Source organism: Sphingomonas arvum, from assembly GCF_026013565.1.
Lineage (GTDB): Bacteria > Pseudomonadota > Alphaproteobacteria > Sphingomonadales > Sphingomonadaceae > Sphingomicrobium > Sphingomicrobium arvum.
Genome location: NZ_JAPDOB010000002.1, coordinates 851,762 through 867,247, shown reverse-complemented (window position 1 = coordinate 867,247; position 15,486 = coordinate 851,762). Strand labels below are relative to the sequence as shown.

The following is a 15,486-nucleotide window of genomic DNA, read 5'->3' as shown; positions in this document are numbered from 1 at the left end:
GCCCGCAACATTTCTAGAACGGTTCAGGCGCGCCGCAGGGTAGCTCCAACCGCCGCGATCCGCTCCACGCCGGCGCCTGCATAAGGCTCTCCGTCCAGTTCTTCCCCGAAGATGTCCGGGTCGAGCTCTTGGTAGCTCAGGCTGCACCCGACCTCGTCCGCGGCTTCGGCCAGCGCCGACAGCAGGCGGTCCTCGCCCGCAACGATCGGACTGCCCGTGTACAGCAGCATGGCCCCGCCCTCGGCCAGCTTGGCCATGCCCTGCCGCGCCCAGTCCAACGATACGCCCGCGCCAAGGTCGGCGCCGCCGTCCCGATAAGTACGACCCGCGGGATCGGCGATGAACGGCGGGTTGGCGATGATCAGGTCGACCGGCCGCTCCAGCGTGTCAAGCGTCCCGTTGACCAGCTCCGCCTCGATCCCGGCCGCCGTCGCGTTAGCTGCCGCGAGGTCCAGCGCCCGCGAGTTAATGTCCAGCAGGACGAGTTCACTTGGCTCCAGCATGGCGGCCGCCGTGATACCGCCTGCTCCGCTGCCCGCGCCCAGGTCGACAAGGCTCCCGATCGGCTGGTGCTCGGCCAGCTCACACGACAGGAATCGCATGAAGCGGTAGGTGTCCGGCCCGAAGAACACGCTGTCCTCGTCGTCCGTCGGATAGGCCGAATGCAGGAACAACCGGCCATCCAACTCAGCGACTCGCAGACGGCTCTTATACCCCTCCTCCACGGTATCGAGCGCGTCGGCCTCCCGCAGCAGGTCGAGCACCGGCCCCGGCAGCAGGTCGCGCGCAAACGGCAGGTTCCATCCGAATACATCGCGCAAGTCCTCCGCCAGCGCGCCGGACCGGCGGCGGAGAATTCGATGATGCGTACGGGGGGTCACGCAGGTGAATTGATATCCCTCCGCGTCGAGGGTGCGGAGAAGCTCGGCCAAGGTGTCGGTCATGCCGAGCGCCCTAGCGGGTCTACGCGCGTGAGCGAAGCGCTCCTTTGACCATTGCCGCCTGGCGGACGGCGAAATGCGCGGCGGTATACTCAGCCTTCCACAGCGCAGGCGGCGACCGCAGCCAACCGCTGCGCCCCGCTGCTTCCAAGAAGTCGTCGCTGGCCGCCCCGGCGTAGCGCAAGTTCCAGGGCTTCTGCGGTCCCGTGTAATGCAGCATGGCCGCTTCGCGCAGCAGCTGCTCGCGCAGGCCATGCGGGTCGCTGCCCTCCTTCGCACCGAAGCGGTTCAGCGTCAGCAGCTGTACGTTGTAGGCTGGATCGAGCTGTCCCCAGTCGCCGGCGAACACCGCGTTGAGGCTGTCCTGGTCGCCGAATGCCAGCTGCTCCCTGTGACGGCGGATGAACTCCAGCGTGCGCTCCACGATCCGGCGTTCGCGCCAGCGCGGCAGGTCCATGAACAGGACGCCGGAGTTGAAGTAGCCACGGTCGGGCGGCGCATCGATCGCCGCCATCAGGTGCGGCATGGCCGTTCCCAGCGTCGGCTCGCTGAAGTTCGGCACTGCCATGACGGCATGATTGCCGGTGTCGAGCCGCCAGAGCGCCGACAAGTCGCGCTTCACCACGATATCGCCGTCCATGTACAGCACGCGCCGGTAGCGATCCGTCAGCAGCGACGGGATGAGCAGTCGCAGGTACATGCCGCGGCTGTGCCACAGGCCAGTTGGCAGGTCGGACAGGTCCGCGTCGTCCACATCGATCCACTTGATGGTGGCGCGCGGGTGCACGCCTTGGACCGCTCGCAAACTCCGCTCCTGGTCGGCCGGAGTGATCCCCTGCGACAGCAGGTAGACGTCGACGGCCTTGCTTGGGTCGAAGTGATACAATGCGGAGTGCAGGGCGACCGTCATCGGAAAGGCGAAGTCCCGGTCGCCCGCCAGAACGATAGCATGCGGCTCCGGCTGGATCTTTCGGACACCGGTCCGTGCCGCCACCGGATCGGGCGCAGACAACGGCGCTGCAACCACCGTCTTCACCGGCACGGTGCTGGCGCGCGCGAAGCTCACTCCGCTCAGCGCGAGCAGGGCGGCGCAGATATAGACCAGGTAGTGAGCAAGAAGCGGGCTAAGATGAACGGCCAAGTGTCACCTGCGCAGAAACGAGCTGATCTAACGGCATGTCATGATGCTTGTTCCAGCAGCGTAACTGTTCGCTTCACCTTGGGACAGTCGTAGTCGGCCTCACTTCCATAGTGTCGCACGGTAGCGTTCGAAGCACCGCTCCCCGCACCGCAGCCGGATGAGCGCGCCTTCCGCCATCGCGATGGCGCGCCGGGTGCCCTCACGCTCGTCGCTGACCAGCGGAACAATGGCTTCCTTGTTCCACTCCTCGCTGTGCTTGACGTCCAGCACCGCATGGAGGTCGAAGTACCGGCGGGTCTTGGCGTCCAGCCCCAGCCGCCGCATGCCGCGCGCCGTCGCTCCCGAACGGGCCGGAGCCGTCAGCTCGATCACGCCCAGCGCGCCAATCGAGTGCCAGGCATAGCTGCGGTTGGCGGCCATTGCGGTCATGGCGTTGGCCAGCGCCAGGCTCTCCCAAACGGTGGTTTCAATATGGGGCTCCAGCCCGAGCGCGCCCACCACATAGTGCAGCATCGGCCCGTGCATGCCCTTGGCGTTGCCGCGACCCATTTCGTCCCAGTAGTTACGCGCCAGTTCCAGCTTGGCGCGATCTGGCACGCGCACCTGCGTCATGGCGACGAGGTCATCGAAGCCGGCCTCGCCCGCCGCTTCCTGCGTCAGGTACCACTTGAGGTCGTCAAGGCTTGACTCGTGCTCCAGCCAGTCGAACAGCGGATCATGCTGTCCGGGGCCAGTCCGCTCCAGCCCCTCGAACCAGGCGATGAAGCCCTGCGGGTCGGTCGGCACCGCCGCCGCCTCATCGCGGACTTCGGTGCGCAGTTCGTCCAGGAAGGCGAGCTCGAGCCGCTGCATGCGTACGTCACGGTCGAGCGCGCGCGCCGCGTCGTCGGGGAAACCGGGGGCGAGCCGATCGTGGTTCCAGCGGGCGAGCCCGCGCTGGAAGCTGTCGGTATGGAATTGGGAATGGTGGCCGGAAGCCAGTGGGGATTTGAAACGGGTTGCCATGATCCACAAGCGCGCCGCAGGCGCTGCGGTTCCGCTTTGCGACCACCGACCTTCGGCGGTACTCTGCGGTGGACGCACGTTTGAATAGACGGGAAACGCCGGTTCTCAGGGGAAAGAGGGATGTGCCCGCCATGGTTCGTCATTTGGTTCGCTGCTTAATCGCCGGCGCGCTGTTCGGGCTTGCTGCGCCGGCTGCCGCAGGTTCCGGCGCAAAGGTCTCCTCGCCGGTGGCCCTTGCGCGCGAAGCTCAGCGGCTGAAACCCGGCGAGTGGGTCTGGGCGCCCAATCTGGCGCGCACCGGTCCGGTGCTGGTTTACGTCGATCTCGATGCGCAGCGTGCCACGGTCTACCGCAACGGCGTCCGTATCGCCGTCAGCACGGTGTCATCGGGCAAGACCGGGCATGAGACCCCCACCGGCGTGTTCACAATCCTCGAAAAGCACCGCGACCACCGCAGCCGTACTTACGACGATGCGCCAATGCCGAATATGCAGCGGCTGACCGGGAAGGGAGTCGCGCTGCACGCTGGCAACCTGCCCGGCTTTCCCGCGAGCCACGGTTGCGTCCGCCTTCCTTTGGAGTTCAGTCGGCTGCTGTTCGGCATCACGGACCTGGGCGGAACGGTGGTGATCGCCGGCAACCACGCCGACCCGGTCCGCCGTCGCGCGGCCGGCGTGCTTGCCCCTGGCGACATCGGCGGCCCTGCCGCGCGCCGCCTGCCGCTCGGCTCCGCGCAGGACTACAGCTGGAACCCGGCGCTCAGCCCCACCGGCCCGGTCTCGATCATCGTTTCTACCGGCGACCAGCAGGTGGTCGTGCTTCGGAATGGGGTAGAGATTGGCCGTGCCCGCGCCATCATCCGCGACCAGGCGCTCACCCCGCAGGTGCTCACCATGGTCCGCAGTCCCGGCCGAACCGAGTGGCTGCAGGTCGGCGTATCCGCCGTCCGACAGGACGGCGGGGAAGTGATCAGCACCCGTTCGGGCGAAATCACCAGCACGCAGGGGGTGGAGCGCATGGGCCTTCCGGCGCCGTTCGCGGCCGCGATGAAGTCGGTCATGGCGCCGGGCACCACCGTGCTCGTCACCCGCGCTGGCGTCGATGCCCAGACAACCGGCGGTGCAGCCACGGTGATCGAATCGGAACCCGGATCGCGGCGTTAACGCTGCATCCGCTGCAGGTACAGATAACGCGGGTCGAAACCGGCAACGGCCTCGAGGGCCGCGAGATCATGGACGATGACCTGCCCGCTGCGGAACTCCACAACCCCCTCGGACCGCAGCTGCTGCAGGGTGCGATTGGTATGAACCGGCGTGATTCCCAGGCAGTCGGACAGCTCGACCTGGGTGAGGGGCAGGTCGTAAGCGCCCTGGCGGACCAGTCCGACGAGCTCCAGCCTCACGTATAATTCGCAGAACAGGTGCGCCATGCGGGCGGTCGCGTCGCGCCGGCCAAGCGACAGCGCCCACTCGCGGTGGATGGCGGCATCGAGATTGGTGCCGAACCAATAGACTCGCGTGAGGTGAGCATGACGCTCGGTCATCTCCTGCAGGTGCGCGTGCGGGACGAGAGCAAACTGGCAATCCGTTAGCGCCAGAATGTCGTGGTCCAGATACTTGAGCGAGAATCCGTGCACATCGGTGAAATCGCCGGGCACGTGAAGTTCGGTAATCTGGCGCCGTCCGTTGCCCAAATCCTTGAGGCGGCAGGCGATCCCCGAGACCAGGATATTGGAGGTATGAATGGGATCGAACGCGCGCACGACTACCGTGTCGCGCGGGACCTTGGCCGAGCCACTGACGCCGCCGCGGATGAAGGCCTCTTCCTCCGCGCTGATCACGTCGCGGGCGCGCAGCTTGAGCAGGTGCTTGTCGATCACCCGGACTCTCCTTCAAGCGTTACGGCCAACGCTTCCGCGAAGGGAACGACTGACAGCTGCGGATCTTGTGCATCGGCGATGCGGATTAGGCCACGCATGTCGAGGCGGCCGTGCTTGACCTCTTCGGCCAATATATCGCGGATGTTGGCTGCCGCAGCAGTTCGCGCCGCTGCAAGGTCCGGAAACTCCTGCCCGTCGTGATCGCGAGTGAGCCCGACGCGGTTTTCCAGGTGGAGGTAAAATCGTGGCATTACCGAAGAACGCGGCAAGTGCCCGGTCGTTCTATATGGTCGCCAGACTGGCCAATAGCGCGAAGGTCGCGAGCCAGTGTTCGCCCGCATAATCACCGTTGATGTGCGGCATGGCGGCAAGCTGGTGAGCATCGGCGGTTTGCAGCAACCGTGTCCCGGCCTCGCCTCCCACCGCGGCCCCGAGGTGACGCCAGCACCAGGCCCGACTGAGGTTGAGCCCATCGAGATGCGCGATCTTGCCGTCGGAGCGATCGCTGACGTGCGCGGGCTCGAACAGGGTGCGCGGCTCGCCCCCGGCCAGTCGCGGCAGGAACGCGGCGAACCAATCGCCGAACCGGTCCGGGTTGGTGCGCAAGATGCACAAGGCCTCGCACAGGGCGGCGGACAGGAAATCGTCCCCGCTCGGCTCCCACGCCTGGCAGTCGCGGTCCCCGCCGAACCAGGTCCAGGCCCGCTCTGTGATGGCGCCGGCCAGCGACGGGTCGAACCGCTCCGCCCAGTCCTGCGCCAGCACCAGCGCGAAGGCGGTGTTGAAGTGCGTGCCGGTACGGATCGGGTAGGTGAGCACCGTGAGATACAAGCGCAGCCGTTCGGCAAAGGCGCGGGCCAGAGGCTCAAGCGCTTCTGCCCACGGCCGATCCTCGTGCCGGCTCGCCTCTTGGTGCAATGCGAGCAGCCAGGCCCAGCCATATGGCCGCTCGAACCCGCCGGATAGTGGCCGGTCGAGATAGGCGAGTTCAGCCGCAACCTTGCCCGCGGTGAAGCTGTCGTCCGCCAACGCAGTGATTCCCGCCGCCTTCGCGAGCTCCGGAAAAAGCCGTCGCACCGTCAGCAGCGTCCACCAGCCGTGCACGCAGCTGTGCCAGTCGAAGCTGCCGAAGAAGATGGGGTGCAGCGAGCGCGGAGGGCGCGCGTCCGAGTCATTCAGCAAGACATGGTCGAGCTTGTGCGGGTATTCCTGGCGCACGTGCCCCAGCGCGATGCGGGCGAAGCGTGCGGCGGTAGCGGAGTCGAGGCTGCTCATCGGAAGGCCAGCAGGTAGATCAGCAGGATATTGAGCGCCAGCAGTGGCAGCGCCGTCGCGACCTGCGCCTTGATCACCCCATGTTGGTCCTTGAGCTCCAGCAGCGCCGCCGGCACCAGGTTGAAGTTGGCCGCCATGGGGGTCAGCAGCGTCCCGCAGAAGCCGGCCAGCATGCCCACGGCCCCGACCACCGCCGGGTCGCCGCCGTAGCGCCCGATCAGCAAGGGCACGCCGATCGCCGCCGCCATCACGGGAAAGGCCGCGAAGGCGTTACCCATGATCATGGTGAACAGCGCCATTCCGAGCCCGAACACGACCACGGTCAGGAACAGGCTCCCATCCGGGATCACCGACCGGGTTACTCCGCCTATGATGTCGCCTACGCCCGCCGCCGCGAACAGCACGCCGAGCGCCGCCAGCATCTGCGGCAGCACCGCCGCCCAGCCCATCGCGTCGATCAACCGCCGCCCTTCCTGCAGCGGCGCCAGCGCGGGCGGCCGCAGCCAAGCGAAGATGACCAGCAGCGCCAGCAGCACCCCCAGACCCAGCAGCACGTACGTCTCGCGCTTGGCCTCGAATAGCCCGAGCTGGCCCAACGGCGTGTAGTTGTAGAGCAGCGTGCCCATGAGCGCTGTTGCCGGGATGATCAGCGCCGGCAGGAACAGCTGGTTGCCGAGCCGGATCGACCAGCCCTCCCGCTCGTCGTCGCTGGTCGTCGGCGGCTGCCCGCGGCCGAGCAGCCCGAAGCCGGCCAGTCCCGCGAGGGCGAGCACCAGCAAGCCGTTGCCGAAGTCGCCGATCTGGTTGCCCGCCAAGAGGCTCAGCGCCATCAATCCCCAGAACGCCGCGTTGCCGAAGCGCTTGCCGTTGGACCGGTCGCCCAGGCTCAGCAACGCAAAGCCGGCGAACATCAGCCCGGCGAGCACGTACAACCACGGCAGCGTGATCATGCCCGCGCCCTCCCCAGCCGCCGGTCGAGCAGCAGCAGCCGCGACCCGTGCACCAGGAAGGCCAGCACCGCGCTCGGCATCGCCCACAGCGCCAGCTGCAGCGGCGCCAGATTGTAGCCGTAGGTCAGCAACGTCTGCTGGATCAGCACGATGGAGCCGATGGCGAAGAAGATGTCCTCGCCGAAGAAGACACCGACGTTGTCGGTTGCCGCGGCATAGGCCTTGACCCGCTCCGTCGTTACCTCGTCCAGCTCGCCGACCTGCTTCTCCGCGGCCGCGAGCGCCATCGGCGCAACGAGCGGCCGCACGGTCTGGGGGTGCCCGGCGGTTGAGTGCAGACCAATGGCGGCGGTCAGCTGGCGGTAGAGCAGGTAAAGGAGCAGCAGCCGGCCTACGGTCGCGCTGCGCAGGCCGCGGATCACCGCCGCCGCGCGCTGCTGCAGCCCGAACCGTTCCAGGCAGCCGATTACCGGGAGCACGATCCACACCACCGCGATGATCCGGTTGTCGTTGAACGCCTTGCCGAACGTCGCGATCACCAGGTGCAGGTCCATGCCCGCCAGCAGGCCCGTCGCGAGCGCCGCGGCCGTGACCACCAGCATCGGGTTCAACCGCAGGGCGAACCCGGCGACCACCCCCAAGATTCCAAGCAGCGGCCAGTAACTCATTCCTTCAATCCCCATCCGCCGCCGCCCGGAGTCTGAACCACGAACAGGTCGCCCGGCCGCATCTCGGCCGAGCCGGTCGCGCCCAGCGCCTCCACTGTTCCATCCGCCCGCTCGACCCAGTTGCGCCCCGGCTGCGCATCGCCGCCGCCGGCCAGCCCGCGCGGCGGCACCCGTCGGCGGTTGGCGAGAATGTTGGCACGCATCGGCTCAAGGAAGCGGATCGCGCGCTCCACGCCGTCCCCACCTCCGTGCAGCCCTGCGCCACCCGACCCGCGCCGGATGGCGAACCGCTCCAGCCGCACCGGCAGCCGCGCTTCCAGGATCTCGGGATCGGTCAGCCGGCTGTTGGTCATGTGCGTCTGCACCGCCGCCGTGCCGTCACCGTCCGCTCCCGCCCCCGACCCGCCGGCGACCGTCTCGTAATATTGGTGCCGGTCGTTGCCGAATGTGAAGTTGTTCATGGTCCCCTGGCTCGGCGCCAACCGCCCGGTGGCGGCGAACAGCGCGTCGGTCACGACCTGGCTGGTCTCGACATTCCCCGCCACCACCGCGGCCGGGTAGGCCGGGCTGAGCATCGAGCCCGCCGGCACGACCAGCTCGATCGGCCGCAGGCAGCCGTCGTTCATCGGGATGTCGTCGTCCATCAGGGTTCGTACGACGTACAGCGCCGCCGCCCGGGTGATCGCCCGCGGCGCGTTGAAGTTGTCGGGCTGCTGCGGGCTGGTGCCGGTGAAGTCGAACGTCGCCGCTCGCCGCGCCCGGTCGATCCGGATCGCCACCCGCACCCGCGCCCCGCTGTCCATCTCATAGTCGAAGGCACCGTCCTCCAGCCGGTCGAGCAGCCGCCGCACCGACTCCTCCGCATTGGCCAGCACATGCCCCATGTAGGCCGCCAGCACGTCTACCCCATGCTCCGCCGCGGCCGCCTCCAGCAGCCGCCCGCCCCGGCTGCACGCCGCCAACTGCGCCTTCAGGTCGGCGATGTTGCGGTCCGGCCGCCGTGCCGGCCACTCGCCGGCCTCAAGCAGCGCCCGCATCTCCGCTTCCAGGAACCGACCCTCGTCGACCAGCAGCCGGTTGTCGATCAGCACGCCTTCGTCGTGGATGCTGCGGCTTTCGGGCGGCATGGACCCCGGCGCGATCCCGCCCACGTCGGCATGGTGACCTCGTGCGGCCACGAATGCGGCCGGCTCATCGCCCAGGCCAAGGAACACCGGCACGATCACCGTGATGTCTGGCAGGTGCGTGCCGCCGCGATAGGGATCGTTGAGCACATACGCGTCGCCGCGCCGGATACCTCGCCCGTCGCGGCCGTGCCCACGCGTGTCGATCACTGTCCGGATGCTCTCTCCCATCGAACCCAAGTGCACCGGGATGTGCGGCGCGTTCGCGATCAGCTGCCCACCAGCGTCGAACAGCGCGCACGAAAAATCCAGCCGTTCCTTGATGTTGATGGAGGTGGCGGTCGCCTGCAACGCCACGCCCATCTCCTCGGCGATGGCGCGGAACAGGTTATTGAAGATCTCAAGTCGAACCGGATCGACCGCCGTGCCGGCCGCCGCGCGGCGCTCCAGCGGCACCGAGCGGGTAAGCACCAAGGTTCCGTCCTCGGATCGGTCGGCGCGCCAGCCCGCCTCCACCACCGTGGTGGATGACGCGTCCAGGATCAGCGCCGGCCCTTTCACCTGCTGGCCGGCCCCGAGCTCATCGCGCAGGTAGCAGTCCCACCCACCGTGCGCGGCGGCGCGCCCCCCGGACCCGGGCTGCGCGGCGAACGGCTCCTGCGGCTCCGCCCCGCCGGCACCCTCCACGATCAGCGCCTCGACTACGATACCGGCGCCCTCGTCGGCATAGCCGAATCGCTGGCGGTGCAGCTCGTGGAAGTGTTCCGCCATCTCGCCGCGCGGAGCGACCTCCAGCTCCAGCGACGTGTCACTGCCCGGCAACCGCAACCGCGCCCGCCGTGCGAGCCGCAATCGCGCCGGCTCAACGCCCTGCGCCGCCAGCACCGCTGCGACGTCCGCCTCCAGCGCCGCCAGCCCGGCCCCGAACTCCTCCTCCAGCGGTCTCCGCCAGCTCGCCTCGCGGATGGCCTTCACCTCGGCCAGGCCGATGCCATAGGCCGACAGCACGCCGGCTAGCGGGTGGATCAGGATACGCTCCATGCCCAGCCGGTCGGCCACCGCACAGGCATGCTGCCCGCCCGCCCCGCCGAAGCAGGCCAGCGTGTAGCGGCTGACGTCATAGCCTCGCCCGGTCGAGATCTTGCGGATAGCAGCGGCCATGTTGTCCACTGCGATCGCCAGGAACCCCTCGGCTACCTGTTCCGCCGTCAACCCGCTCCCGGCTGCGACCTCCTCCGCCCTCATCCGCGCCGCCGCTACGTCCAGCGGCTCGTCCCCACCCGGTCCGAACACCGCCGGAAACAGCTCGGGCACGATACGCCCCAGCAGCAGGTTGCAGTCGGTCACCGTCAGCGGCCCGCCGTTACGGTAGCAGGCAGGTCCCGGCTGCGCCCCGGCGCTCTCTGGCCCGACCCGGAACCGCATGCCGTCGAACCGGCACACCGACCCGCCGCCGGCTGCCACCGTGTGGATCTGCATCATGGGCGCGCGAATTCGCACTCCGGCGACCAGGCTCTCTTCCGCCAACTCCAGCTGCCCGGCATAGTGCGACACGTCGGTCGAGGTCCCACCCATGTCGAACCCGATCAGCCGCTCGGCCCCGTGCGCCGCGCTGGCCGCCACCATCCCGATCACGCCCCCGGCGGGCCCCGACAGGATCGCGTCCTTGCCCCGGAACGCGCGCGCCTCCGCCAGCCCGCCGTTCGACTGCATGAAGTGCAGTTCGGTGCCCGGCTCCAGCCCGACCCCGACCCGTTCGACATAGCGCCGCAGCACCGGCGACAGGTAAGCATCCGCGACAGTGGTGTCCCCGCGGCTGACGAGCTTGATCAGAGGCGCGACCTCATGGCTCGCCGACACCTGCGTAAAGCCAAGTTCCCGTGCGATCCTCGCCAATTCCTGCTCATGCGCGGGGTACGCCCAGCCATGCATCAGTAGCACCGCAACGCTATCGAACCCCGCCGCCCTAAGCTCCGCCAGCCGCTCGCGTGCGCCCGCTTCATCCAGCGTCACCAGCACGGCGCCGTCCGTTCCGACCCGCTCGTCCACCTCGGCCACCGCCTCGTACAGCATGGATGGCAGCACGATATGCCGAGCGAAGATCTCCGGTCGCGCCTGATATCCGATCCGCAACGCATCGGCGAAGCCGCGGGTCGTCACCAAGGCCGTCCGCTCGCCCTTGCGCTCCAGCAGAGCGTTGGTCGCGACCGTCGTCCCCATCCGCACCGCACCGACCTGTCCACCCTCGTCGGCGATCACCTGCCCGATGCCGGCCAGCGCTGCGTCCGGGTATTGGCGCGGGTTCTCGGACAGCAGCTTGAGTACTCGCACCCGCCCGTCCGAGCCGCGGGCCACGATGTCGGTGAAGGTGCCACCCCGATCGATGGCAAAGGACCACACGCACGTCACGTAAGCCTTGAAGCACGCGCGCCCGGCCCGCTCAACTCGGGTGACGGACCTTCGCCCCTACCCGTCCGTTACGAAAGCCATGCCCGATCAGCGCCGCCAAGGTATCTTCCCGACCTTCTTCCTGTCGGGGTTCGAGTGCTCCACCTTCGACTGGAAGGACGTCGGCCGCCGCGACATGAACCGGGAGCTGGGCCATTACGCCCATGCCGACGAGGATTATGCGATGCTGAAGCCGCTCGGCATTGCAACTGTGCGCGAAGGCATCCCCTGGCCGCTCGTCGACAAGGGGAATGGCGAATACGATTTCTCGTGCATCGACGGGTTCCTCCGGGCCCAGCGCCGGCACGGGATCCTGCCGATATGGGATTTGTGCCACTACGGCTATCCTGACGGCCTCGATCCTTATTCCGAGGGGTTCGTCACCCGCTTCCGCGACTATGCCCGCGCCGCCGCACGCTACGTCGCGGCGCGTGCCCATCACGAACCGCTCTGCTTCACCCCGGTCAACGAGCCGACCTATTGGGGCTACATGGGTGGCGAATGGGGCTGGTGCGCGCCGTTCGGCAAGAGCGCGGACGAACGCCGCCGCTTCACCACGATGCTGGCCCGGGCCGACATCGCCGCCTGCAAGGCCATTCGCGCCGAGTTTCCCCAGGCGCGCTTCGTCCACATCGACCCGCTAATCTGGGTGGTCCCGCCCAAGGACCGTCCCGACCTCGCGGAGGCCGCCCGCCAGGAAGCCTATGAGGACGCCTACATCGCCTGGGACATCATCTCCGGCCTCAAGCATCCCGAATATGGCGGCAGCCTGGAGCTGATCGATATTCTGGGCTTCAACAATTACAGCTTCGGGCAGATGGAGTTCGGCGGCGGCGGCAAGCCCAACCAGCCGCTAAAACCCGGCGATCCACGGATCCGTCCCGTCGCCGACCTGCTCGAGGAGGCCTGGGCCAAGTACAAGCGGCCCTGCATCGTCGCCGAGACTTCCGGCCTGCACGGCGGCCGGCCCGACTGGCTCAACGACATGGTCTCCGAGTGCCTGGCCGCCATCAATCGCGGCGTCGACCTGCACGGCATCTGCCTGTTCCCGGCCGTCGACATGACCGACTGGCACAAGGGCGAATGGCTGCACATGGGCATCGCGGACGTCGAGCCGCTCGAGTCCGGCGCCCTGCTTCGCAAGCCTTTCGCGCCATACGTCGCCGAGCTCCACCGCTGGCAGGATAAACTGGAGCACGCGACCGGGCTCGACGATGATCCCTACGACCAGCCAGTCGACTTGGAGATCGTGGTCGAAGCCGCCTCTGAGCTCCGGCCCGAAGCGGACAAGGCGTTCAGCTAGGCATGGCCGAACACAGTTCCCGTACGGCGATCATCGCCGCGCTGATCGGCAACTTGTGCATCGCTGCCACGAAGGGCGTCGCCGCGGCGGTCAGCGGCAGTTCGGCCATGCTTAGCGAGGCGATCCATTCGGTGGTCGACACCGGCAACGAGGTGCTGCTGCTCTACGGCCAGCACCGCTCCACCCTGCCGCCCGACCCTCGCCACCCGTTCGGCCACGGCCGCGAGCTCTACTTCTGGTCGTTCGTGGTCGCCTTGCTGATCTTCGCGCTTGGGGCGGGCGTGTCCGCTTACGAGGGCGTCATCCACATCATGAACCCGGAGCCGATCACAAAGGCCTGGGTCAGCTTCGTGGTACTCGGCCTGTCGTTCGTGTTCGAAGGGATCAGCTGGTGGTTCGGCTGGAAAAGCTTCAACCAGGCTCGCCGCGGCAAGCGCTTCTGGTTGGCGTTCAAGTCCAGCAAGGACCCGGCCACCTTCCTGGTCCTGTTCGAGGATAGCGCCGCGCTACTTGGCATCGTCATTGCGGCCGCCGCGACCGGCCTCTCCATCCTGCTGCAGCGGCCGTGGATCGATGGCTTCGGCTCCATCCTGATCGGCATATTGCTAGCGGTCGTCGCCGTACTGCTTGCGCGAGAAAGCAAGGCGCTCCTGATCGGTGAAGGTGCCGCACCCGAGCTGACCAGTTCCATCCGCCAGATCGCAAATGCCGAGCCACGAGTGACGCAGGTGACCGACGTGACCACGTCGCAGCTCGCCCCCGACCAGGTGATCGCCAATATCGCGATCGACATTGAGGACAGCCTGCGCGTGCCCGACGTCGAACAGCTCATCGCCAGCCTTGCCCAACGCATCTCCGCAGAGCATCCCGAGCTGTTCCGAGTATTCATCCGTCCTGAGCCAGCCCAGGGCGAGCACTCCGGGGCAGCGGAAGTCGGGTAAGGCTCAGCCCCGGGCCACGCTCGGCTCCTCGGCCACCTGCTGCGACTGCCTGCCGAACATCCCATCCGGCACGCTGACCGTCACCGGTTCGATGGCACCGCTGCCGCGCAGTCGCCGTCCGCTCGGCGCCAACCGCCGGATCACCTGCTGGCCTGGCCGCTCGATCAGGGAGAAGCTGACGGCGCTGGCCAGCAACGTGCCCGTCACCCCAGCCAGGCCCACGACGAACGGCGGCAGGCGCAAGCCAGCCAAGGCAAGGCCGATCCCCTGCATCACGGGTTCGTGCAGCAGGTAGATAGAAAAGCTCCAAAGGCCAACCAGCCGCGCCGGCCGATTAGCGAACAGCGCCCTTGAGAAGCGGGTCTGGTGCGCCAAAGCTAACAGCACGGCCCCGATCAGCAGCACGATCTTGAGGTTGCCGAAGACCGTTTCATGTGTGCTCAAGATGTAGATCTGGTTCGCATCTTCCCGCGTCAGATCCTCGGCGATGCCGGCGATCTGCGTGACTTCGCCCTTGTCGTCACGGATGGGGAAACTGGTATCCCGCAGCGAGCGCACCGCGCCGTCGCTTAAACGGCTGATGCGATACTCATATTGGGCGACTTCGCCTTTTCCGACGCTGGTCAGTGCCCGCTCCACTTGGTCGCGATCGTCCGGGTGGACGAGTTCCAGCCAGTCGGCGAGGCCGGTCGGAGCGCTGTCTGCGGGAGCGCCGACGATCTGTTCAAAAGCAGCGCTGCGATAGACGATCTTTCGCGCGACCTTGTCCGCAATCCAAATTAGGTTGCTGCTATTCTCGGCAAACCCGCGGAACTGCGCCTCGCTGGCGCGTACAGCTGCTTCCGCACGGCGCTGGGCGGTAACGTCGATGGCGGCACCGATGAAGCTTGCAGGCTTGCCATCCTGAAAGGTCGTCCGCCCTGCAGTGGCGATGTACCGGGTGATCCCATCGTCGCGACCGATCACGCGATACTCGACATTGTAGCGCCCATCGCCGGCCGGACTGACGCAGGCTTCGATGGCATCGCGAACTCTGGCAAGATCGTCGGGGTGGATCCCCGCTTCGTAAACGGCCATGTCGACGCCGGCGTCGGGCGGCAGGCCCCACATGGCCCGCAGCTGATCGTCCCAGTCGAGTGCACCGGTGACTGGATCCCAGGAGTAGATGCCAAGGCCAACCAGCTCGGTCGCCGCCCGCAGTCGTGCCTCGTTCGTGCTCAGGGCTTCTTCGAAGGCGTGCCGCTCGCTGGTGTCGCGTGACACACCGACGACAAGCTCGACGGATCCGTCGGCCGCGAACACCGGTCCCCAGACATAGTCGAAGTAAGCGGAGTAGCCGGTCGGGCTTTCATAGAAGACCTCGCCGGTGACCGTGGCACCTTCGGCAAGCACACGCGCGATATGGCTGTTGAGTAGCTCAGCCAGATCGGTGGGATAATCGAGGTCGGCGAATGTCCGGCCGCGCATCTCCTCGGCGGAGAGGCCGAACAATCCCAACATAGCCCGATTGGCATATATGAAACGATGCTGGGGATCGAAGGCGTAGACGAAGTCCGGGATGGACGAGAGCGTCGCCTCTAGAAAGCGGGTCTGACTGGCAAGCTCCGCCTGCGTGACCTCGAACCGTTCGGTTACCAGTCGAAGTTCATGCAGGCCTTGCTGCGCCGGGCCCTTGGGCCCGCCGGAGGAGTGATGGTTCTTCGACATCGCACCGACCTTCCCCGAGTCTGGCTGCCGACGTAGCGGCAATGTCTGCGAACCTCGGAATGTTCCCTAGGGATGGCCCGCATGCCGGGTGCGGCTCGTGGCGC

13 protein-coding genes are annotated in these 15,486 nt (G+C 67.4%); 3 read left to right on the top strand and 10 right to left on the bottom strand.

The features are described from left to right. Positions 1–23: 23 nt before the first annotated feature. From OMW55_RS11820 to OMW55_RS11810, 3 genes are all read right to left on the bottom strand, one after another. Entirely contained in the window at positions 24–944 is a 921-nt protein-coding gene (locus OMW55_RS11820; RefSeq protein ID WP_264883360.1) for a methyltransferase, read from the bottom strand. A gap of 19 nt (positions 945–963) precedes the next feature. Next, positions 964–2,082 carry a glycosyltransferase family 8 protein gene (locus OMW55_RS11815; protein WP_264883359.1) on the bottom strand — a complete coding sequence of 373 codons (1,119 nt, stop codon included), beginning with the start codon at positions 2,080–2,082 and terminating at the stop codon, positions 964–966. Between the two features lie 99 nt (positions 2,083–2,181). Beyond that, positions 2,182–3,087: an iron-containing redox enzyme family protein gene (locus OMW55_RS11810; RefSeq protein ID WP_264883358.1), complete on the bottom strand. Its 906-nt coding sequence runs from the start codon at positions 3,085–3,087 to the stop codon at positions 2,182–2,184. A gap of 131 nt (positions 3,088–3,218) precedes the next feature. Here OMW55_RS11810 and OMW55_RS11805 point away from each other — a divergent pair, with 131 nt between their 5' ends. Beyond that, complete coding sequence (locus OMW55_RS11805; RefSeq protein WP_264883356.1) at positions 3,219–4,250, top strand: L,D-transpeptidase family protein; 1,032 nt, start codon at positions 3,219–3,221, stop codon at positions 4,248–4,250. Here the strand turns inward: OMW55_RS11805 and OMW55_RS11800 are convergent. From OMW55_RS11800 to OMW55_RS11775, 6 genes are read right to left on the bottom strand one after another with little or no spacing between them, the layout of a single operon-like run. After that, a complete protein-coding gene (locus OMW55_RS11800; RefSeq protein ID WP_264883354.1) occupies positions 4,247–4,966 on the bottom strand; it encodes a Crp/Fnr family transcriptional regulator in 720 nt (239 codons plus the stop codon). The genes OMW55_RS11805 and OMW55_RS11800 overlap by 4 nt on opposite strands. Then, the gene (locus OMW55_RS11795) at positions 4,963–5,235 is read right to left on the bottom strand and encodes a DUF6894 family protein (protein ID WP_264883353.1); all 273 of its coding nucleotides are present in this window, start codon (positions 5,233–5,235) and stop codon (positions 4,963–4,965) included. Before OMW55_RS11795 ends, OMW55_RS11800 begins: the two co-directional genes overlap by 4 nt. 13 nt (positions 5,236–5,248) lie before the next feature. Further along, positions 5,249–6,241 (bottom strand): DUF2891 domain-containing protein, encoded by a 993-nt coding sequence (locus tag OMW55_RS11790; RefSeq protein ID WP_264883351.1) that lies wholly within the window; start codon positions 6,239–6,241, stop codon positions 5,249–5,251. Then, positions 6,238–7,191, bottom strand: coding sequence for a DUF979 domain-containing protein (locus tag OMW55_RS11785; protein ID WP_264883350.1), 954 nt, complete (start codon positions 7,189–7,191; stop codon positions 6,238–6,240). Before OMW55_RS11785 ends, OMW55_RS11790 begins: the two co-directional genes overlap by 4 nt. After that, the gene (locus OMW55_RS11780) at positions 7,188–7,859 is read right to left on the bottom strand and encodes a DUF969 domain-containing protein (protein ID WP_264883349.1); all 672 of its coding nucleotides are present in this window, start codon (positions 7,857–7,859) and stop codon (positions 7,188–7,190) included. The genes OMW55_RS11785 and OMW55_RS11780 overlap by 4 nt, the downstream gene beginning before the upstream one ends. Then, a complete protein-coding gene (locus OMW55_RS11775) occupies positions 7,856–11,392 on the bottom strand; it encodes a hydantoinase B/oxoprolinase family protein (RefSeq protein WP_407822141.1) in 3,537 nt (1,178 codons plus the stop codon). Before OMW55_RS11775 ends, OMW55_RS11780 begins: the two co-directional genes overlap by 4 nt. A 79-nt stretch (positions 11,393–11,471) precedes the next feature. Here OMW55_RS11775 and OMW55_RS11770 point away from each other — a divergent pair, with 79 nt between their 5' ends. Together OMW55_RS11770 and OMW55_RS11765 are read left to right on the top strand one after the other, a co-directional pair. Continuing rightward, entirely contained in the window at positions 11,472–12,734 is a 1,263-nt protein-coding gene (locus OMW55_RS11770; RefSeq protein ID WP_264883345.1) for a family 1 glycosylhydrolase, read from the top strand. A 2-nt stretch (positions 12,735–12,736) separates the two neighbouring features. After that, positions 12,737–13,675 (top strand): cation diffusion facilitator family transporter, encoded by a 939-nt coding sequence (locus OMW55_RS11765; protein WP_264883343.1) that lies wholly within the window; start codon positions 12,737–12,739, stop codon positions 13,673–13,675. Between the two features lie 3 nt (positions 13,676–13,678). Here OMW55_RS11765 and OMW55_RS11760 read toward each other — a convergent pair whose 3' ends face one another. Beyond that, positions 13,679–15,382: a PAS domain S-box protein gene (locus tag OMW55_RS11760; protein WP_264883342.1), complete on the bottom strand. Its 1,704-nt coding sequence runs from the start codon at positions 15,380–15,382 to the stop codon at positions 13,679–13,681. Positions 15,383–15,486: the final 104 nt, after the last annotated feature.

What these genes read in the sequence shown, in the direction of transcription:
- OMW55_RS11770 (WP_264883345.1), top strand. Translation starts at nt 11,472, where the DNA reads ATGCCCGATCAGCGCCGCCAAGGTATCTTCCCGACCTTCTTCCTGTCG.
- OMW55_RS11785 (WP_264883350.1), bottom strand. Translation starts at nt 7,191, where the DNA reads ATGATCACGCTGCCGTGGTTGTACGTGCTCGCCGGGCTGATGTTCGCC.
- OMW55_RS11760 (WP_264883342.1), bottom strand. Translation starts at nt 15,382, where the DNA reads ATGTCGAAGAACCATCACTCCTCCGGCGGGCCCAAGGGCCCGGCGCAG.
- OMW55_RS11805 (WP_264883356.1), top strand. Translation starts at nt 3,219, where the DNA reads ATGGTTCGTCATTTGGTTCGCTGCTTAATCGCCGGCGCGCTGTTCGGG.
- OMW55_RS11780 (WP_264883349.1), bottom strand. Translation starts at nt 7,859, where the DNA reads ATGAGTTACTGGCCGCTGCTTGGAATCTTGGGGGTGGTCGCCGGGTTC.
- OMW55_RS11790 (WP_264883351.1), bottom strand. Translation starts at nt 6,241, where the DNA reads ATGAGCAGCCTCGACTCCGCTACCGCCGCACGCTTCGCCCGCATCGCG.
- OMW55_RS11765 (WP_264883343.1), top strand. Translation starts at nt 12,737, where the DNA reads ATGGCCGAACACAGTTCCCGTACGGCGATCATCGCCGCGCTGATCGGC.
- OMW55_RS11810 (WP_264883358.1), bottom strand. Translation starts at nt 3,087, where the DNA reads ATGGCAACCCGTTTCAAATCCCCACTGGCTTCCGGCCACCATTCCCAA.
- OMW55_RS11820 (WP_264883360.1), bottom strand. Translation starts at nt 944, where the DNA reads ATGACCGACACCTTGGCCGAGCTTCTCCGCACCCTCGACGCGGAGGGA.